Source organism: Caballeronia sp. LjRoot31 (genome assembly GCF_964253885.1).
Lineage (GTDB): Bacteria > Pseudomonadota > Gammaproteobacteria > Burkholderiales > Burkholderiaceae > Caballeronia.
On record NZ_CAXURX020000001.1, the window covers coordinates 3,545,652 to 3,564,211 of the forward strand.

The 18,560-nt window shown below is 61.5% G+C and carries 16 protein-coding genes; 11 read left to right on the forward strand and 5 right to left on the reverse strand.

Annotation, left to right across the window (positions count from 1 at the left end):
• Positions 1 to 28: 28 nt before the first annotated feature.
• Positions 29 to 997, reverse strand: coding sequence for a LysR substrate-binding domain-containing protein (locus tag ACSQ8V_RS15690; RefSeq protein WP_213767310.1), 969 nt, complete (start codon positions 995 to 997; stop codon positions 29 to 31).
• Positions 998 to 1,115: 118 nt separating this feature from the next.
• Here ACSQ8V_RS15690 and ACSQ8V_RS15695 point away from each other — a divergent pair, with 118 nt between their 5' ends.
• The 10 genes from ACSQ8V_RS15695 to yacG all read left to right on the forward strand — a co-directional run bounded on the left by ACSQ8V_RS15695 (position 1,116) and on the right by yacG (position 12,180).
• On the forward strand, positions 1,116 to 2,468 hold the full coding sequence (locus tag ACSQ8V_RS15695; RefSeq protein WP_436206280.1) for an MFS transporter: 1,353 nt from the start codon (positions 1,116 to 1,118) through the stop codon (positions 2,466 to 2,468).
• Position 2,469: 1 nt separating this feature from the next.
• Positions 2,470 to 3,492 (forward strand): hypothetical protein, encoded by a 1,023-nt coding sequence (locus ACSQ8V_RS15700; protein ID WP_436206281.1) that lies wholly within the window; start codon positions 2,470 to 2,472, stop codon positions 3,490 to 3,492.
• 184 nt (positions 3,493 to 3,676) lie between these two features.
• Positions 3,677 to 5,350: a tannase/feruloyl esterase family alpha/beta hydrolase gene (locus tag ACSQ8V_RS15705; RefSeq protein WP_436206282.1), complete on the forward strand. Its 1,674-nt coding sequence runs from the start codon at positions 3,677 to 3,679 to the stop codon at positions 5,348 to 5,350.
• A gap of 115 nt (positions 5,351 to 5,465) precedes the next feature.
• Positions 5,466 to 6,755 (forward strand): HlyC/CorC family transporter, encoded by a 1,290-nt coding sequence (locus tag ACSQ8V_RS15710; protein ID WP_436182769.1) that lies wholly within the window; start codon positions 5,466 to 5,468, stop codon positions 6,753 to 6,755.
• A 206-nt stretch (positions 6,756 to 6,961) separates the two neighbouring features.
• Positions 6,962 to 8,182: a GspE/PulE family protein gene (locus ACSQ8V_RS15715; RefSeq protein WP_436182770.1), complete on the forward strand. Its 1,221-nt coding sequence runs from the start codon at positions 6,962 to 6,964 to the stop codon at positions 8,180 to 8,182.
• Between the two features lie 8 nt (positions 8,183 to 8,190).
• The gene (locus ACSQ8V_RS15720; RefSeq protein ID WP_436206283.1) at positions 8,191 to 9,396 is read left to right on the forward strand and encodes a type II secretion system F family protein; all 1,206 of its coding nucleotides are present in this window, start codon (positions 8,191 to 8,193) and stop codon (positions 9,394 to 9,396) included.
• Between the two features lie 39 nt (positions 9,397 to 9,435).
• Complete coding sequence (locus ACSQ8V_RS15725; RefSeq protein WP_436206284.1) at positions 9,436 to 10,347, forward strand: prepilin peptidase; 912 nt, start codon at positions 9,436 to 9,438, stop codon at positions 10,345 to 10,347.
• Between the two features lie 25 nt (positions 10,348 to 10,372).
• A complete protein-coding gene (gene coaE, locus ACSQ8V_RS15730) occupies positions 10,373 to 11,020 on the forward strand; it encodes a dephospho-CoA kinase (protein WP_436206285.1) in 648 nt (215 codons plus the stop codon).
• Positions 11,021 to 11,176: 156 nt separating this feature from the next.
• Positions 11,177 to 11,932 (forward strand): cell division protein ZapD, encoded by a 756-nt coding sequence (zapD, locus tag ACSQ8V_RS15735; protein ID WP_031360708.1) that lies wholly within the window; start codon positions 11,177 to 11,179, stop codon positions 11,930 to 11,932.
• Between the two features lie 56 nt (positions 11,933 to 11,988).
• Positions 11,989 to 12,180 (forward strand): DNA gyrase inhibitor YacG, encoded by a 192-nt coding sequence (yacG, locus tag ACSQ8V_RS15740; protein WP_213767319.1) that lies wholly within the window; start codon positions 11,989 to 11,991, stop codon positions 12,178 to 12,180.
• Positions 12,181 to 12,199: 19 nt separating this feature from the next.
• On the opposite strand, the gene ACSQ8V_RS15745 is transcribed toward yacG, so the two are convergent.
• The 4 genes from ACSQ8V_RS15745 to secA form a co-directional block, all read right to left on the reverse strand.
• On the reverse strand, positions 12,200 to 12,643 hold the full coding sequence (locus ACSQ8V_RS15745; protein ID WP_436206286.1) for an NUDIX domain-containing protein: 444 nt from the start codon (positions 12,641 to 12,643) through the stop codon (positions 12,200 to 12,202).
• Complete coding sequence (locus ACSQ8V_RS15750; RefSeq protein ID WP_213767321.1) at positions 12,640 to 13,503, reverse strand: ATP-binding protein; 864 nt, start codon at positions 13,501 to 13,503, stop codon at positions 12,640 to 12,642. Before ACSQ8V_RS15750 ends, ACSQ8V_RS15745 begins: the two co-directional genes overlap by 4 nt.
• Positions 13,504 to 13,515: 12 nt before the next feature.
• Positions 13,516 to 14,757 carry a bifunctional glutamate N-acetyltransferase/amino-acid acetyltransferase ArgJ gene (argJ, locus tag ACSQ8V_RS15755; RefSeq protein ID WP_436206287.1) on the reverse strand — a complete coding sequence of 414 codons (1,242 nt, stop codon included), beginning with the start codon at positions 14,755 to 14,757 and terminating at the stop codon, positions 13,516 to 13,518.
• Positions 14,758 to 14,959: 202 nt separating this feature from the next.
• Positions 14,960 to 17,770: a preprotein translocase subunit SecA gene (gene secA / locus ACSQ8V_RS15760; protein ID WP_213767323.1), complete on the reverse strand. Its 2,811-nt coding sequence runs from the start codon at positions 17,768 to 17,770 to the stop codon at positions 14,960 to 14,962.
• A gap of 261 nt (positions 17,771 to 18,031) precedes the next feature.
• On the opposite strand from secA, the gene ACSQ8V_RS15765 reads away from it, so the two are divergent.
• Positions 18,032 to 18,523 (forward strand): DciA family protein, encoded by a 492-nt coding sequence (locus ACSQ8V_RS15765; RefSeq protein WP_213767324.1) that lies wholly within the window; start codon positions 18,032 to 18,034, stop codon positions 18,521 to 18,523.
• Positions 18,524 to 18,560 lie beyond the last annotated feature (37 nt).

An 18,560-nucleotide genomic window follows, 5' to 3' on the forward strand; every position in this document is an offset into this window, starting at 1 on the left:
ACGCGAAGTTGCGTTTGTAGCAGGTTTGTCAGTCAAGGCGTTGAAAGGGTTCGGCGGGTTCGGCGCCCTTCGCTCCCGGCGACACAAACGCCAGCACCGCCTGCGCGAATCGCAACGCGGCCGGATTCGCGGCGTCGCGGCGCGTGACAAGGTGGAGCGGCGCGGAGAACGCTTCGTCGCCGGCAACAGCGCAATACACCACGGTTTCCTGCTGGTATCGCTGCATGGATGCCGGCACGAGCGTGATACCGCCGCCCGCCGCCACCAGGTTGATGGCGCTCAGCATGCGCGGCACTTCGCTCACCACTTCCGGCTTGAAACCCGCCGCCTCGCAGGCGCGGATGAAGTCCGCGTACATGCCCGGTGCGCCCGGCCGCCGCACGAAAATAAACGACTCGCCGGCAAGCGCCTTCAGCGGCACACGCGGCTGTTTGCCCGGGCGCACGCCTTTCCCTTTCGCTGGCAGCAGCGCATGCCCGACCGGCAGCACGAGCACCATGCGCTCCTCGTGCAGCAGGTCAAAGCGCAACTCCGCGGGCGTCTCGATCGGCTTGCGCAGGATGCCGGCATCGACGCGTCCATTCACCATCCGTTCGATGATGTCAGCCGCATTGATCTCGTTCAGGTCGATGGCAATGTCCGGATGCGTCGCGCGAAAACGGCGGATCGCGGCGGTGGCCAGCGGGTGGAACGCCGCCGAACTCGTCAGCGCGATCCGCACGGAACCGAGCTGGCCGTTCGCCACCCGCCGCGCATTGACCACGCCTTGATCGAGCGTGTCGAGCACGGCGCGGGCATCGACGACAAAAGCCGCACCCGCCGACGTCAGTTCCACCCCGCGCGGCAATCGCGTAAAAAGCGCAAAACCCAGTTCGCGTTCAAGCTCCTGAATCTGCTGCGACAAAGGCGGCTGCTGAATATGCAGCCGCGCCGCCGCCCGCGTGAACTGGCGCTCCTCGGCGACGGTAAGGAAGTACCGCAGATGACGCAGTTCCATCGAGAGGCCTCACATACGTGACAGATATGGCAATGCCATCCGATATGTATTTTACATTTGCCACTGCGTTTCGTACTCTTCGATTCAAATACACATAAATGCACAGATCCGGAGACATATGGAAACCACCTTCCCATCCAACGCGGCCGATCATCCGCCCGCTTCATTGGCATCGCTCAGCAAGTCGCAGATTCGCCGCGCCGTGCTGGCTTCGGTCATTGGCAATGGGTTGGAATGGTTCGATTTCCTGATCTACGGCTACTTCGCGAAGATCATCGCGCATGTGTTTTTCCCAGTCGGTAATACCGCGCTTTCCACAACGCTGACGCTTGGCACGTTTGCGGTTGGATTTATCGTGCGGCCGCTCGGCGGGATCGTGATTGGGGCCTATGCGGATCGCGTCGGGCGCCGCAAGACTCTTTCCATGCTCATCCTGATGATGGCCGCCAGCACCTTGTTGATGGGCCTGACTCCCGGCTATTCGACAATCGGAGTCGCCGCGCCCTTGCTTGTGCTGCTTGCGCGCGTCATGCAGGGTTTGTCGGTGGGCGGCGAGTTCGCCACGGCCGCCGCGATGCTCACGGAATACGCGCCGCGCGGCAAGAAAATGTACTTCGGCAGCTTCCAGATGACATCGCAGGCGGTGGCGCTGGTGCTTTCGTCGGCGTTTGGTTATTTCCTGACATCGAATCTGGACCGGGCATCGCTCGAATCATGGGGCTGGCGCGTGCCGTTCCTGGTCGGCGCGCTGGTCGGGCCGGTGGGGTTTTATATCCGGCACAAAGTCGCGGAGTCGCCCGAGTTCGTGGAGTTGCGAGAACGGCTCGGCCATGCGCCGCGGCAGACCATTCGCAGCTTTTTCCGGCAACGCGGTGACGCGTCGTTGTGCGCGATGGGCGTGATCATCGTTGGGACCGCAACGAATTATCTGTGGCACACGTTCATGCCGCTCTATGTCGAGCGTCAGTTGCACTTGCCGCTCAAGAATGCGTTGTTCGGCACGGCGGTGTCGGGGCTGGTTTCCATAGTGGGTTATCCGCTCGCGGGGAAACTCGCGGACCGGATCGGCGCGTACCGGCTGTTCTTTCCGGTGACTATCGTGTGGGTCGTGATCGCGTATCCGCTGTTTGCATGGGTACTCGCGTCCCCCACGCCGGGCCGTGTTTTCGCCGCGCAAATGATCGCGACCGTGGTGCTGAGCCTGATGTCCGGACCGCATCCCGGCATGCTCACGCAGTTGTTCCCCACTGCCACGCGGTCTACCGGCGTCGCGCTCTCGTACAACATCGCGGTGACGCTGTTCGGCGGCCTCGCGCCGCTGACCGTCTCCACGCTGATCACCGTGACCGGATCGAATATCGTGCCGGCGTATTACCTGATCTTCGCGGGCTTCGTGTCGCTCGCACTGGTCGGGCTGACACGTTCCGGGCAACGTCTGCGCCGCGATCCCGATGCCCTCCCGCTGGATTGAAATGACTGCCGTGCTCCCCTCTTCCCCTAAAGCTCGCAATGAGCGTCCGGTTGGTGCAGTCGGCAACGAACGGCTGCGCGTGGTTACGTCGCGCGGCGCGGGTACGGTGCCGTTTTATCGGTCGATCGAAGAACGAGATGCTGCGAACGTTTCGCGAATCGTGATCCTGCTGCACGGCCGGTTGCGCGATGCCGACGCTTACTTGCTCTCGGCGCAACGTGCGCTGGCGGCGGCATCGACCGATCCCGCCCATACATTGCTGCTCGTACCGCAGTTCCTGGCCACCGCGGATATTGCCGCGCACGGCTTGTCCACCGACACGCTGCACTGGGAATGGACCTCATGGATGGGCGGCGACGACGCGCTCGGTCCGGCGCCGCTCAGTTCCTTCGATGTCCTCGATGCATTCATCGCGCAATTCGCCGATCTTGCGCGTTATCCGGCTCTGCGCGAGGTGGTGATCGCCGGGCATTCGGGCGGCGCGCAGGTCGCGCACCGGTACGCGATCGTGGGCACGGGCTGCAACGTGCCAGGCGTGCGGTGCCGGTATGTGATCGCGAATCCATCGTCGTATGTGTACTTCGACTCCGTGCGGCCCTACGCTGACGGCGTTCTGCGCCCCGCCGATACCACCGCGTGCCCCGGCGTGGATAACTGGAAGTACGGCGTGCGGCACCAGCCGCGTTACGCAGAGTCCGTGTCATTCGATATGTTCGAAACACGTTACGCAGCGAACGACGTTATCTATCTGCTGGGCCAGCAGGATTGCGACCCACACCACGACGCACTCGACCGTTCGTGTGCGGCACAAGCGCAAGGCCCCCATCGGCTCGCGCGTGGACGTTCTTATTTTTCGTACCTCAAAGCCCGTCATCCAGGGCTTGGACATCGCTGCTGGGAAGTCGCCGGCGTAGGCCACAACGGCGCAGCGATGCTCGGTTCGCACGAAGGCGTACGGGCGTTATTCGACGCACAACGGCTCGCGAACGCGGCCGATTCATCGACAGCCGGCGCGACGGACTAGACACCGCGCAATACACCGCGACATTTCAAGAACGTTGCCTCAGCGACGGGACGGCTGTCGTCCGGACGGTGCGCCGTTCGTTTCTTGATCGGTTTATCGGCAAGCGTTTGGTTGGCTCGTTTGGTTGGCTCGGTTGGTTCGTTTGTCCGATGCAAGCAGCAGTTAATAAACATACGGAGACAGCATGATCAAAAACACCCTCGCCGCTTGCGGCGTATCCCTTGTCGTCGCTGCGCTGGCCGGTTGCGGCGGTTCATCGTCCAATAACGACAGTCCGCCCCCCGTGCCGCCTACGCCACCTATTTCGTCCGCCGCGGCATGCTCTGCGCTCGGCGGGATCAAGATTGCGGCGACGTCGATAGGCGCGCCCAGCAATGGCGCAACGGTGGCGAGCGCGACACTGGTCGCGGCGTCGAGTACGTCCGGCGAGTATTGCCAGGTGAACGGCACCATTGCCCCCGTCGATACAACCGCGCCGAACATCAATTTCGAAGTCAACTTGCCGACGACATGGAACGAAAAGGCGCTGCAATATGGCGGCGGCGGTTTCGACGGCACGCTCATCACCGGTCTTGCCGCACTCGACATGGCGCCCGCAGGTTCGTCGACACCGCTCGCCCGCGGCTACGTGACCTTCGGCGACGACTCCGGTCACCAAAGCAAAAGCATCACCGACGGTGCGTTCGCCGCGAACGACGAAGCGCTCGCCAACTACGGCGGCCTCACCCTGAAAAAAACCCACGACGTCGCCATGCTATTGCTCAAGGCGCGTTACGGCGCGGCGCCCACGAAAACCTATTTCTTCGGCAGCTCGACCGGCGGTCGTGACGGCCTCACCGTGATCCAGCGATGGCCCGCCGACTATGACGGCATTGTCGTCAACCGGCCCGCCCTTAACTACACGGGTCTGCGTCTTTCCAACGTTGTGCTTGGCCGCGCGCTTTATCTGAATGGCGGCGCGGGCTGGCTCGACGTGAACAAGACCGTGCTGCTCGAGAACGCCGTGACGAAAGCTTGCGACACGCTTGACGGTGTAGCCGATGGCATCATCTCGAACGTCGCGGCCTGCAAGCTGCAAGCGCCCGCCGTGCTCGCCACCCTGCGCTGCCCGGCAGGCAAGGACACGGGAGACACCTGCCTCTCCGATGCCCAGATCGCAACCGTGAACACCATTGCTTCGCCATTGCTCCTGCCCTATCCGCTCGCGAACGGCGTCACGCGTTACGCCGGGTACAACATCCTCGCGGGTTCCGTGTTCGCGGGTCAGTACACCACGCGCAACTTCGGCACTTCACCCATACCGGCCAATCCCGCCGGCAAGAACGACGCGAACCAGTGGGTCACGGGCGACCAGTGGGTGAAGTATTTCATCACGCGTATCCCGACGTTCAATTCGCTCACCTTCGACCCTCTGAATCCAGGCGCGTACCAGGCGCAAGTCCAGCAAGTTTCAGCTGAAAGCGATGCCACCAACCCCGACCTCTCGGCGTTCATCGCGAAGGGTGGCAAAGCGATCATCACCCACGGTCTCGCCGATGAAATCGTCAGCACGGATTCGTCGGTGGACTACTACAACGCGCTGGTGCAGAAGTTCGGTCAGGCTTCCGTCGACAGTTTCGTGCGCTTCTATTTGATGCCAGGCGTTGGCCACGGCACCGGACCGTTCCTGCCGCAAGTCGATTCGCTTGGGGCGCTGGAACAATGGGCGGAAAACGGCACCACGCCGGAAACGCTCACCGTCACAGACTCGACCGCTGCGACCGCCGGGCGCACGCGGCCCCTGTGCCGTTACCCGACCTGGCCGAAATACACGGGCGGTAACGTCAATTCCGCCGCGAGTTTCAGTTGTAGCCAGTAATCGCCAAGGGAGGACGGGACGGGTCGAACTATCGTCCGGAAGGCTTGTCGAGCAAGAGAAGCAATCGCTTTCTGCTCTGCTATAGTCTTTCCCATCCTCCCTTTCCAGATCGCGCGTGGACCACATTCCCTTATGGGCGCAAATCTGCGCCATTTTCCTGCTGCTGTTTCTCTCCGCATTCTTCTCGATTTCCGAAACGTCGATGATGGCGCTCAATCGCCATCGGCTAAAACACCTCGCCAACCAGGGTTCGCTGCGTGCTCGCGTCACGCAGGGCCTGCTTGCCAAGACCGATCAACTGTTGAGCGTGATCCTGATCGGCAACAATCTGATCAACACGATCATTCCGGTACTGACAACGTCCATCGCGCTGCGCACCTTTGGCCATAACAATGTGGTCTTGTCGGTGACGACCGGGGTTGTTGCGTTCCTCATCATTGTGTTTGCGGAGATTGCGCCGAAGATTGTGGGCGCGACTTATCCGGAAAAGGTCGCGCTCCCGGCCAGCCTGGTTTTGTCGCCTTTGATGCGCGTGGCGAGACCAATCGTCTGGTTCGTCAACCTGTTCGCGAACGGCGTGCTGAAAGTCCTGCACATCAACACGAAAGGTGGCCGGGACCAGCGGCTTTCCACGGAGGAACTGCGCACCATCGTGCTGGAATCGGGCAATTTCATGCCGACCAAACACCGCAGCATCCTGCTGAACCTGTTCGACCTGGAGAACATCACGGTCGACGACGTGATGATTCCGCGCCGCCGGATTGAAGCACTGGATTTCGATGCCCCCTTCGACACCATCCTGCATCAGCTCGAGACCTGCTATCACAACAAGCTGGTCGTGTATCAGGGCGACATCGATCGCGTGCTGGGTGTTCTGCACGTGAGAAAGACGCTCTCGGCACTGCATAACCAGGAATTCGAACGCGAGACCTTGCGCGAACTGTTGGCCGAACCGTACTTCGTCCCGGCCGGCACGCCAGTGTTTCAGCAATTGCAATTCTTTCAGGAGAGCCGGCATCGAATTGCGATTGTGGTGAATGAATATGGCGAACTGCAGGGACTGGTGACGCCGGAAGACATCATTGAAGAACTGATTGGCGAGTTCACCACGACCATTCCACGCGGAGCTGGTTCGCGTGGCGGATGGAACGAGGAAGGTGAATGCATTGTGGCCGGCAGCATGCCGTTGCGCGAGCTGAACCGCTGGCTGAAACTGACGCTTCCCACCGACGGCCCGAAGACACTCAACGGCCTGATCCTCGAAGCCCTGGAAGAGATTCCGGACGGCGACGTGAGCGTGCGTATTGCCGGTGTGCACTTCGAAGTAATGCGCAGCGACGACCAGGCAATACGCACCGTGAAGATATTCCGGCCGCAAGGCGTGGTGCTGAGAAAACAAGGGTAGCAACGAAGCTGGGTTCATGGGCGGGTCGGGTTTCGCGTTGGGCTTCTGGTTGCACCAGCTTGCGCCGTTTTCGCCTCCGCGAATCACCTGTCGGACCGCGTTAGCCATTCGGTCAGCTTTTTCAGCGGCGCCAAGCGTTAGCCGTTCGGCCGAGTTGGAACAAGGCCCGTGGAAGGACATGATCAAGGCATCCCGTTCACCGAGCCATGCCGATGCCGTCCTCTTTCCCAGTTACATTTTCGCGGCCGCCGCCGCAGCTATCCGCTCGCCCGGCCGATGCAATCCCTGACGCCGACAACGCCCCCGCCGTTGCGTTGCTCACCGATACCCTGCGCGAAGCAGCTGCACGCGGCGCATCCGATATTCATGTCGAACCGGGCGAGCACGAGTGGCGCATCCGCTTGCGTATTGACGGTGCGTTGCATGTCTTTCTCAAGCCGCCGCCGCATTTGCGTGACGCTTTCATCACGCGGATCAAAGTGCTGGCGCGCATGGACATTGCCGAGCGGCGCGTGCCGCAGGACGGACGTTTGCGATTGCCGTTGGCTAACGGGAATCCGGAAGACTATCGCGTGAATTCGCTGCCGGTCCTGTTCGGTGAAAAACTCGTGTTGCGCCGCCTGGAGTCACTGCCGGCGGATCTGTCGCTGGCGGCGCTGGGGCTTGCCCCCGACCAGCAGAAGACGGTGCAAGCCGCGATCCACGCGCCCCACGGACTCGTGCTGGTCACCGGCCCCACCGGCAGCGGCAAAACCCTGTCGCTGTATTGCTTTTTGCAGATGCTCAACGCGGAGTCACGCAACGTCTGTTCCGTCGAAGATCCCGCCGAAATCCAGCTTGCCGGTATCAATCAGGTCAGTGTCCGCGACAAAGCGGGCCTCACTTTCGCGGTTGCGCTGCGCGCGTTCATGCGACAAGACCCGGACGTGATCATGGTCGGCGAAATCCGCGACGCCGAAACCGCCGACGTGGCCGTGAAGGCTGCGCAAACGGGCCATCTTGTACTCTCCACGCTGCATACCAACGACGCACCCGCAGCCATCGCACGATTGATCGATATTGGCATTGCGCCGTACAACCTGGCGTCGGCGCTGAGGCTTGTTACAGCGCAACGGCTGGTGCGGCGGCTTTGCGACGCTTGTCGGCGGCCTTCAGACCTGGAGTTCGAGCCGGGCTTCAAACCGTTCGAGCCCCGTGGCTGTGCCGCGTGCCATGGCATTGGTTATCGCGGCCGGGTGGGCGTGCATCAACTGATGCCCATCTCCGACACGTTGCGCGAACTGATCGTCGCGCGCACCGCCACGCACGCCGTCACGCGGCAGGCACAAAGCGAGGGCATGCCGAGCCTGCGCGACGCCGCGTTCGCACGCGTACGCGAAGGCATGACGAGCGTAGCGGAAGCCGCCGACGCGACGGAGCTTACGTGAACGTGAACATGAGCCCACTGTCTTTCGATACGCGCTTTGGCTGGCGAGGCATTGACGCAAACGGCGCGGACAAGCGCGGCAAGACGATCGCCGCGGATTCAACCCGTGCGCGCGCGGCGCTAAAGCGCGGCGGCGTCACGGTGCTGGAACTCACCGCGCTCGGTTCAGCGCCGCCTCCCAAAGCCCGCGCTGCCGACGTCACGCTGTTCACGCGGCAACTCGCCGGCTTGCTGCGCGCCGGCTTGCCGCTTGCGCCGTCGCTGGATCTCATCGCCGATACCCCTTCGCGCGGTGGCCTGCCACGCATCGTGGGATCGGTTGCGCAAGATATCACGCAGGGCATTGCATTCTCGGAAGCGCTGGCGCGTCATCCCGCCTGTTTCAACACGCTGTATTGCCAGCTGGTTGCCGTCGGCGAAGTGGCCGGCGCGTTGCCGGTCGTGCTCGCGCGGCTCGCCGAAGACCGCGAACGAGCAGGCGCTCAACGGGCGAAACTGCGTGCCGCGCTGACCTATCCGGTCGCGGTGCTGTTGTTGTCGCTCGCCATTACCGCAGGATTGCTGATTGGCGTGGTACCGACCTTCAAGACCATCTTCGATGGTTTCGGCGCTAAATTGCCGGCACCCACTTTGTTCGTGCTCGCGTTGTCGGATGGCGTCGCGCGCTGGTGCGGACCGTTCGCGCTCTTTTGCGTGGTGTCCGGCATCGCGTTCAAGCGGCTTCTACGACGAGTCCCCGCGGCTAGAAGCGCGTTTGACCGCGCCATGCTGAAGCTGCCGCTCGCCGGATCTCTCCTGCGCGCGCTGGCGGTGGCACGCTGGAGCCGCGCGCTCGGCACGTTACTGGCGGCGGGCACACCGTTATCGGATGCATTCGATTCCTTGGCGAGCGCCACGGGCAACCGTATCTTCGACACCGCCACCGTCGAAATTGCCAGGCGGCTTCGACATGGCGAGCGGCTCGCCGCCGCCATGCGTGCGGTCGGCTGCTTTCCGCCGGATGTGGTGCAGCCTATCGCCGTGGCCGAGGAATCCGGTTCGCTCGACGCGATGCTGCTCGATCTCGCTACACTGGGCGACCGTCAGGTGGACGAACAGACCAGCGCATTCGCGAGCCTGTGCGAGCCGGTTGTGATCGTGGTACTCGGCGCATTGGTTGGCGGTCTCGTCGTCGCCATGTATCTTCCGATCGTTCAGCTCGGGAATGTGGTGTAGGTGGTGTAGGATCGCAGCCGAATTCAACCCAGGACAGTCATGCAGCCTTTGTATCAGGCGGAGTTTTCAGGCCGCTATCTCGACGCTTACGGTTCCGCGTTCGGCGCTTTGCCGCTCGCGGCGCAGTATGGTTTCGCGATCGTCTTCGGGCTGGTAATCGGCAGCTTTCTGACGGTCGTCGTGCACCGCCTGCCGATCATGCTGGAACGCGCGTGGAAGGCCGAGAACGCCATCAGCAACGAGGACGACGCGCATAAAGACGCGCTGCCCGCCCGCTACAACCTCGCCGTACCACGCAGCGCCTGCCCGCATTGCGGCCACGTGTTGCGGCCGTGGGAAAATATCCCAGTCGTGAGTTACGTGCTGCTGCGCGGCCGTTGCGCGAAATGCAACGCACGCGTAAGCGCGCGTTATCCGCTGACCGAACTGGCCACGGCGCTGTTTGCCGCGCTATCGCTGTTTGCGTTCGGACCCACGCTGATCGCGCTCGCGGCGTTCGGTTTGTGCGCGACGCTGCTGGCTGCGAGCCTGATCGATTTCGACACCCGCTATCTGCCTGACACGCTGACCTTGCCGCTGCTGTGGGCCGGCCTGATCGTCAATCTCGGCGACACTGCATTCGTCCCGCTGCAGGAGGCGGTTATCGGTGCGATCGCGGGTTATCTGTTTCTCTGGTGCGTGTATTGGCTGTTCAGGCTCGTACGCGGCGTGGAAGGCATGGGTTACGGCGACTTCAAGCTGCTCGGCGCGCTTGGCGCGTGGCTCGGCTGGCAGGCGCTGCCGCAGGTAGTGCTGGTGTCGGCGCTGATGGGCGCGATCTTCGGACTGGCGGCAACCGGTATTGGCAAGATGCGCTTTGAAGAACCGCTGCCGTTCGGGCCGTTTCTCGCAGCAGGCGGCGTGATTACGTTATTTTTCGGCACGCCGCTTTACGCGGTGTTCGGCGGATAAAACGAAACGAAAAGGGAGTTGAACGATGTTCAGCATCGGCTTGACCGGCGGAATCGGCAGCGGCAAGACCACGGTGGCGGACATGTTTGCCGCGCGCGGCGTACCCGTTATCGATACAGACCTGATTGCGCACCAGATTACCGCGCCGGGTGGCGTCGCGATGCCGCTGATCGAAAGCGCGTTCGGCCCGGAATACGTTGCCGCCGACGGTTCGCTGGATCGCGCAAAAATGCGCACCCGCGTTTTCTCCGATAACGCCGCCAAAGCTCAACTCGAATCGATCACGCATCCACTGATCCGCGCCGAAAGCGAGCGCCAACGCAATGCGGCACAAGGGGCTTATCACATCGTCGTGGTGCCGTTGCTGATTGAAGCGGGCGAACGCGCGAGCAAGGTGGAGCGGATTCTCGTGGTCGACTGCCCGGTAGACACGCAAATCGAGCGTGTGATCCGGCGCAATGGCTTCACACGCGATCAGGTCCTCGCCATCATCGCGCGTCAGGCCAAGCGTGAAGCGCGCCTGGCGGCCGCCGACGACGTCGTCGTCAACGACTCTGCCGCCACGCTGGAAACGCTGCAGCGCGAGGTGGACGCCTTGCACGTGCGCTATCTGGCAATGGCCTCGGAGACGGACAAACTGCAGAGCAAACCGGGGAGCAAACCGCGTACCTAGCAAGTGCATGCAACGCGTTCGAACTCCTCACGAACGGCGCTGAAAATGCGCGCCAAATGTGATTAAACGTGCGGATTTGCCGTGAGTTTGATGCGGCATTAGAATGTCCTCACTTTCTGCCATCGAACCTTTCGACCAACGCCGAGGCGAGCGCGCTTGATCCTTTACGAGTACCCCTTCAACGAGCGAATCAGAACGCTGCTGCGTCTCGAAGACCTTTTCGAGCGTTTCACCTTCTTTCTGACTCAAGAAGACCCGCGCGAACATCACGCCGCACTGACCACGTTGTTCGAGATCGCCGAAGTCGCCGGCCGCACGGATCTGAAAGCGGACCTGATGAAGGAGCTGGAGCGGCAACGCCAGACACTGGCGCCGTTCCGCGGCAATCCCGGTATCGAGCAGGATGCGTTGGAATCAGTGCTGGGCGAAATCGAGCAGACATTGGCCGGCCTCGGCCAGATGCAGGGCAAGACGGGTCAGCATCTGGCCGATAACGAATGGCTTGCGAGCATTCGCAGCCGTACGATCATTCCAGGTGGAACCTGCCGCTTCGATCTGCCGTCGTACTTCGCGTGGCAACAAAATCCTGCCGAGGAGCGCCGCGGGGACATCGCGAAATGGGTCACGCCCATGCTGCCGTTGCGCGACGCCGCTACTATCGTGCTGCGTCTCGCACGAGAATCGGGCCAGGCGTCGAAAGTCATGGCCATGCAAGGCAGCTATCAGCAGATGCTTTCGGGTCGAACTTATCAATTGATGCAGGTACGAGTGCCGTCCGACACGCGCCTGATTCCCGAGGCGAGTGCGAACAAGTACATGCTATGGGTACGCTTTACAGTGCAGGACGGCGATCTGAGGCCACGTGCGGTAGACGCCGACATCCCGTTCCACCTGACGTTATGCAGTCTTTAAGTTGGGCTTAAAAACCCCATTTACTGAACTCAACCTCTTTCAATCCGCTCTGCAGAATGACCACTATCGTTAAATGCCCGACTTGCGAGAAGGACGTCCGCTGGGTTCCCGAAAGCCGCTTTCGTCCGTTTTGTTCAGACCGTTGCAAGCAGATCGATCTCGGTGCCTGGGCGACCGAGAAGTATAAGATCGGCGGCAGTGAGCAAGACACGCCGCCCGATGAAGACTCGCATAGCGGCCTGAACTAGGCCGCAGCGAAACAAAGCTCTAAACCGCTTCCGCCGCGAGCCACTCCAGTACAGGAATAGCCGCGGGCAACAACGGCGTGACATCGGCGGGAAGATGCTGCCAGGATAACGCCTGGCCTTCGCGTCCGGCCGGCTCACCGTTCCACGCGGTCACCTTGCAGAAATAGAGCCGCACGTACGCGTGGGGATAATCGTGCTCGAGTGTCCGCCAGCGCTCGCAGGCGGTCACCTCGATACCCAATTCCTCATGCAATTCCCGCGTGAGCGCCGCTTCAACGCTTTCCCCTGCTTCCAGCTTGCCGCCGGGAAACTCCCAGTAACCTTCATACGGTTTGCCTTCCGGGCGCTGAGCCAGCAGATAGCGACCATCCGGTTGCACGAGCACACCGACCGCGACGTCCGTCACCTTGCGTCCATCGGGCGCCGTGTTTGAAACGCTCGAAGTAGAAGTAGAAGCCGTCATGCCTTGCGGCCCGACCAGTCGCGGGCGAATTGCCACGCCACCCGTCCCGAGCGCGAGCCGCGTTCCAACGCCCACACGAGGGCGTCGCCGCGAGCCCCGGCAATCTCTTCGGCCTGGCAGCCGAAATGCTTCAGCCAGTGGCCGACGATCGTCAGGTAATCGTCCTGCTTGAACGGGTAAAAACTCACCCACAGGCCGAATCGCTCGGACAGCGAAATCTTCTCTTCAACCACTTCGCCGGGATGAATTTCGCCGTCGGACGTGTGTTTGTAGGTCTCGTTGTCGCTCATGTATTCGGGCAACAAATGGCGCCGGTTCGACGTCGCGTAAATCAGCACGTTGTCTGATTGAGCGGAGATCGAGCCGTCCAGCGCCACTTTCAGCGCCTTGTAGCCCGACTCGCCTTCTTCGAACGAGAGGTCATCGCAGAAAACGATGAACCGTTCCGGCCGCGCGGAAATCAGGTCGACGATATCGCCGAGATCGTGGAGATCGTCTTTATCGACTTCGATCAGACGCAGCCCTTCCGTGTGGTACGCGTTCAGGCATGCCTTGATCAGCGATGACTTGCCGGTCCCGCGCGCGCCCGTCAGCAACACGTTGTTCGCTGGAGACTTGCGCACGAACTGCCGCGTGTTCTGCTCGATAAGCCCCTTCTGGCGCTCGATATTGCAAAGATCGTCGAGCGACAACGGCGACAGGTTCGGGACCGGCTGCAGGAAACCGCGTCCCTGACGCTTGCGCCAGCGAAATGCCACGGCGCTGTTCCAGTCGATTTCCGGCGGAGCCGGCGGCAACATCCCTTCTACGCGCGCCAGGACAGCTTCGGCACGGGTCAGAAATTGTTCGAGTTTATCCATGGAGATTTAAGATCAGGAGCGGTAATCGGCGTTGATGCTGACGTAATCGTGCGAGAGATCGCACGTCCAGATGGTGGCGTCCGCTTGACCGCGGCCCAGCAGCACGCGGATCGCGATCTCGCTTTTCTTCATCACGCGCTGACCGTCTTCCTCGCGATACTCAGGATTGCGGCCACCGTTCTTCGCGACCAGGACATCGTCGAGATACAGATCGATCTTGTTCACGTCGAGATCCGCCACGCCCGCATAACCGATAGCCGCGAGAATCCGGCCCAGATTGGGATCGGACGCGTAGAAGGCGGTCTTGACGAGCGGCGAATGGCCGATTGCATACGCGATCAGACGACATTCGGCTTCGCTCGTGCCGCCTTCCACCGTCACCGTCATGAACTTGGTCGCGCCCTCGCCGTCGCGCACGATCAGTTGCGCCAGCTCCTGCGCCACCGATGTCACGGCATCGCGCAACGCGACATAGGCGGGGGAGTCCGTCGATGTAATCAACGGCAGCGACGACTTGCCCGAAGCGATCACGATGAACGAATCGTTCGTCGAGGTATCGCCGTCAATGGTGATGCAGTTGAACGAGCGATCGGCAACGTGCTTGATCAGGGTATCGAGCACCGGTTGCGTGACAGCGGCATCGCAGGCGAGAAAACCGAGCATGGTCGCCATGTTCGGCCGGATCATGCCCGCGCCCTTGCTGATACCCGACAGCGTGATCGTGTGACCATCGATCTGAACCTGACGCGATGCAGCCTTCGGCAATGTGTCCGTGGTCATGATGGTTTGCGCAGCGTCGTACCAGTGCGCGGGCTTTTGGTTCGCCAGCGCAGCAGGCAAACCTGCTTTCAAACGATCAACAGGCAGCGGCTCAAGAATCACGCCCGTGGAAAACGGCAGGATCTGTGTGGCTTCAAGGTCCAGCAGCGCGGCCAGCGCCTCACACGTTTCACGCGTGTGCGCCATGCCCGGCTCGCCGGTTCCCGCATTCGCATTGCCGGTGTTCACCACGAGTGCACGAATGCCCTTGGCGCCCGCACGCACTGCGTCCAGATGCTCGCGACACACCGTCACGGGCGCCGCGCAGAAACGGTTTTGCGTAAACACACCGCCGACCGTCGCGCCTTCTTCGATCTGAATGACGAGCACATCCTTACGATTCGGTTTTCGAATGTTCGCCTCGGCCCAGCCTAGCGTGACGCCGGCGACGGGAAACAGGTGGGCGGGATCGATCGAGGGGAAATTGACGGCCATGTTCGCGACTCGCTGAAAGTGGCGAGTGCCGGTGCTCAGAAAGCGCAACGGCACGGAGATGAAAGGAACGGAGCCTGACTTGTTTGAAAGACGGACGTCCGGCGATACCAAAACCAATTTGCCAAAGACAAACGACGCATTGCTGCGTCGCCTGTCTCCAATGCTTCTTTCTTGTTACTCGCTACGGCTCTTCAACCGTCGATTATGCGAGCTTGCCGTGACAGTTTTTGTACTTCTTGCCGCTGCCGCACGGGCACGGGTCGTTACGTCCGACCTTCGGCACATCGTCCGCCGCCACGCGGGTGGCGACCGTGGTGTCGTCGCCATACCCCATCGCCTGATTGACCATCTGCGTGGTGGCGTCGGCCGCTACGGCTGCCGCAGCCGCGCCGCCTTCCTCGAAGTCGGCGTGCTGGAACGATACATTGTCCAGATGGCTGCCCTTCTCTTCGTACTGTTCGGCGGCTTCTTCCAGCTGTTCTGGCGACTGGACTTGCACGTTCATCACGACCCGCGTGACTTCCTGCTTCACTGAATCGAGCATGGCGGCGAACAGTTCGAACGCCTCGCGCTTGTATTCCTGCTTCGGATTTTTCTGCGCATAACCGCGCAGATGGATACCCTGACGCAGATGATCCAGCGCGGCCAGATGCTCGCGCCAGCGGCTGTCGAGCGTCTGCAGCATGATCGAACGCTCGAATGCGCTGAACGATTCACGTCCGACAAGTGCGACCTTTGCTTCGTAGCTTTCATCGGCGGCGGAAACCACGGCTTCCAGAATCTCGTCGGCGTCGATGGAATTCGACTCGTTGATCATCTCCTGAACGGCGAGATCGAGTGACCATTCGTTGCGCAGCACTTCTTCCAGTTCCGGAGCGCTCCATTGCTCTTCAATGCTACCCGCCGGAATGTAGGTGCGCGTCACCTCGGTGATCACGCTCTGGCGCATGGCGGTGATGGTCTCGGCCACGTCGGTTGCTTCGAGCAATTCATTGCGCTGCTGGTAGATCACCTTGCGCTGATCGTTCGATACGTCGTCGTATTCGAGCAATTGCTTGCGAATATCGAAGTTACGCGCTTCCACCTTGCGCTGCGCCGATTCGATAGAACGCGTGACAATCCCCGCCTCGATCGCCTCGCCTTCCGGCATCTTCAGGCGGTCCATGATCGACCGCACGCGGTCGCCAGCGAAGATCCGCAAAAGCGGGTCGTCGAGTGACAGATAAAACCGCGATGAACCCGGATCGCCCTGACGTCCGGCACGGCCGCGCAATTGATTGTCGATACGACGCGATTCGTGCCGTTCCGTTCCAATGATATGCAGCCCTCCCGACGCCTTCACGCGGTCGTGCAGCGCTTGCCATTCGTCTTCGAGATGCTTGATGCGGCGTTGTTTTTCTTCGTCGGAGAGCGATTCGTCCGCTTCGATAAACGACGACTGCTTCTCGACATTGCCGCCCAGCACGATGTCCGTACCGCGACCGGCCATGTTCGTCGCAATGGTGACCGCGGCCGGCCGCCCGGCTTCCGCGACAATCGCCGCTTCGCGTGCGTGCTGCTTCGCGTTCAACACTTCGTGCTTGAGGCCGGCTTGCGTGAGCAGGCCGGACAGCAACTCCGACGCTTCGATGGACGTCGTACCCACCAGCACCGGCTGCCCGCGCTCGACGCAATCGCGGATATCGCGCGTCACGGCGTCGTAGCGTTCCTTCGCCGTCTTGTAGATCTGATCCTGCTTGTCGATCCGCTTCGGCGGCCGGTTCGTCGGGATCACGACCGTTTCCAGGCCGTAGATTTCGTTGAATTCGTACGCTTCGGTGTCCGCCGTTCCGGTCATGCCGGACAGCTTCGAATACATGCGGAAGAAGTTCTGGAACGTGATGGACGCAAGCGTCTGGTTCTCGTTCTGGATCTTGACGTGTTCCTTCGCTTCCACGGCCTGATGCAGGCCGTCCGACCAGCGCCGGCCGGTCATCATGCGGCCGGTGAACTCGTCGACGATCACGACTTCGTTGCCCTGAACCACGTAATGCTGGTCACGGAAAAACAGCGTGTGCGCGCGCAACGCGGCGTACACGTGGTGCATCAGCGTGATGTTTTGCGCCGCGTAAAGGCTTTCGCCTTCACCGATCAGGCCCCACTCGGCCAGCAGGCGCTCGGCCTTTTCATGACCTTGTTCGGTGAGAAAAACCTGACGCGCTTTTTCGTCGAGCGTGTAGTCGCCCACTTTCTCGACGCCCGTGCCGTCCGCCTTCTCTTCGCCGATCTGCTGCTCGAGCAGCGGCGGCAGCGCATTCATGCGCACGTAGAGTTCGGTGTGATCTTCGGCCTGGCCGGAAATAATGAGCGGCGTACGCGCTTCGTCGATAAGAATCGAGTCCACTTCGTCGACCACCGCGAAATTCAGCGGACGCTGCACGCGCGCGTGGGTCTCGTAGACCATGTTGTCGCGCAGATAGTCGAAGCCGAACTCGTTGTTCGTGCCGTACGTGATGTCCGCGGCATACGCTTCCTGCTTCTGCGCATGTTCCATCTGCGACAGGTTGATGCCCCACGACAACCCCAGGAAGTTGTAGAGCTTGCCCATCCACTCGGCGTCGCGTTGCGCGAGGTAATCGTTCACCGTGACCACATGCACGCCGCGCCCGGACAACGCGTTCAGATACGCAGCCAGCGTAGCGACAAGCGTCTTGCCCTCGCCCGTGCGCATTTCCGCGATCTTGCCGTAATGCAGCACCATGCCGCCGATCAGCTGGACATCGAAGTGACGCATCTTCAGCACGCGCTTGCTGGCCTCGCGGCACACCGCGAACGCTTCGGGCAGCAACCGGTCGAGCGACTCGCCGCTCGCCACGCGCTGACGGAACTCGTCGGTCTTCGCGCGCAGTTGCTTGTCCGTGTACTGCTCGATCGTCGGCTCGAAAGCATTGATCGCCGCAACGGTCTTTTGGTACTGCTTGACTAGGCGCTGGTTGCGACTGCCAAAAAACTTTTGGAGGAAACCGGTGGTCATCGGATCAGTGTCTGCGTCGCGGTATTGGCTTAGAGCGCGCTGGGTGCGTCCCGGTTCGGGGAACCTCGGCGGCTTAAGTCCATGGGTGAAATCGAATCGGGGATTTTAGCACGCGCCTCCGATAGAGCTTGCGTGCACATCGTTTGTGGTACATCGGCCCGGCGGCACGTCAGAGCGGTTCAAACCGGCAAGCGCGCCGCCATGTCACAGGGTGCGCAGCGTTACAATCAGCGCATCGCCGCCAGCCCCACAGATTGAAAAATGAGCCGATTTCCGCCGAATTCAAGGCCTCCGCCACGCTTCGATCCCCGCAAGCCGCAGGCGCTGACGGAGGTGCTCGGGCGCACCAGCGAGTTTCTCGCATTGCGCGCCGGCGTTGAACAGGTGACGGCGCTGCAACGCGATCTGGTGGCGCTGCTGCCCGATTATCTTGGATCCAACGTGGAACCGGGTTTCATTAAAGACGGCGTATTGGCCCTTTTCGCCGGCCATAACGCGCTCGCCGCCCGCCTCCGGCATATCGAGCCGCGTCTTTTAGTGGATTTGCAGCAACGCGGCTGGGCGGTCAATGCGCTGAAGATTCGCGTCCGGCCGCAAGCGATGAAAGATGTCGTGCCGCCCAAACAAGCGCGCATGTCTGCCGCCGGGGCCGACGCGTTGCAAACGCTCGCCGAAACCCTTGAGCCGTCGCCGCTTCAGGAAGCGCTCGCTAAAATGGCCGCGCGTCATCACGCGAAAACACAAAAAAAATGAGCGGCGCTCGAAAGCAGCCGCTCATTTCATTCTGACT

Coding starts and splice junctions, on each gene's coding strand:
- ACSQ8V_RS15690 (WP_213767310.1), bottom strand. CDS start 997: ATGGAACTGCGTCATCTGCGGTACTTCCTTACCGTCGCCGAGGAGCGC.
- ACSQ8V_RS15695 (WP_436206280.1), top strand. CDS start 1,116: ATGGAAACCACCTTCCCATCCAACGCGGCCGATCATCCGCCCGCTTCA.
- ACSQ8V_RS15700 (WP_436206281.1), top strand. CDS start 2,470: ATGACTGCCGTGCTCCCCTCTTCCCCTAAAGCTCGCAATGAGCGTCCG.
- ACSQ8V_RS15705 (WP_436206282.1), top strand. CDS start 3,677: ATGATCAAAAACACCCTCGCCGCTTGCGGCGTATCCCTTGTCGTCGCT.
- ACSQ8V_RS15715 (WP_436182770.1), top strand. CDS start 6,962: ATGCCGATGCCGTCCTCTTTCCCAGTTACATTTTCGCGGCCGCCGCCG.
- ACSQ8V_RS15720 (WP_436206283.1), top strand. CDS start 8,191: ATGAGCCCACTGTCTTTCGATACGCGCTTTGGCTGGCGAGGCATTGAC.
- ACSQ8V_RS15725 (WP_436206284.1), top strand. CDS start 9,436: ATGCAGCCTTTGTATCAGGCGGAGTTTTCAGGCCGCTATCTCGACGCT.
- coaE (WP_436206285.1), top strand. CDS start 10,373: ATGTTCAGCATCGGCTTGACCGGCGGAATCGGCAGCGGCAAGACCACG.
- yacG (WP_213767319.1), top strand. CDS start 11,989: ATGACCACTATCGTTAAATGCCCGACTTGCGAGAAGGACGTCCGCTGG.
- ACSQ8V_RS15745 (WP_436206286.1), bottom strand. CDS start 12,643: ATGACGGCTTCTACTTCTACTTCGAGCGTTTCAAACACGGCGCCCGAT.
- ACSQ8V_RS15750 (WP_213767321.1), bottom strand. CDS start 13,503: ATGGATAAACTCGAACAATTTCTGACCCGTGCCGAAGCTGTCCTGGCG.
- argJ (WP_436206287.1), bottom strand. CDS start 14,757: ATGGCCGTCAATTTCCCCTCGATCGATCCCGCCCACCTGTTTCCCGTC.
- secA (WP_213767323.1), bottom strand. CDS start 17,770: ATGACCACCGGTTTCCTCCAAAAGTTTTTTGGCAGTCGCAACCAGCGC.
- ACSQ8V_RS15765 (WP_213767324.1), top strand. CDS start 18,032: ATGAGCCGATTTCCGCCGAATTCAAGGCCTCCGCCACGCTTCGATCCC.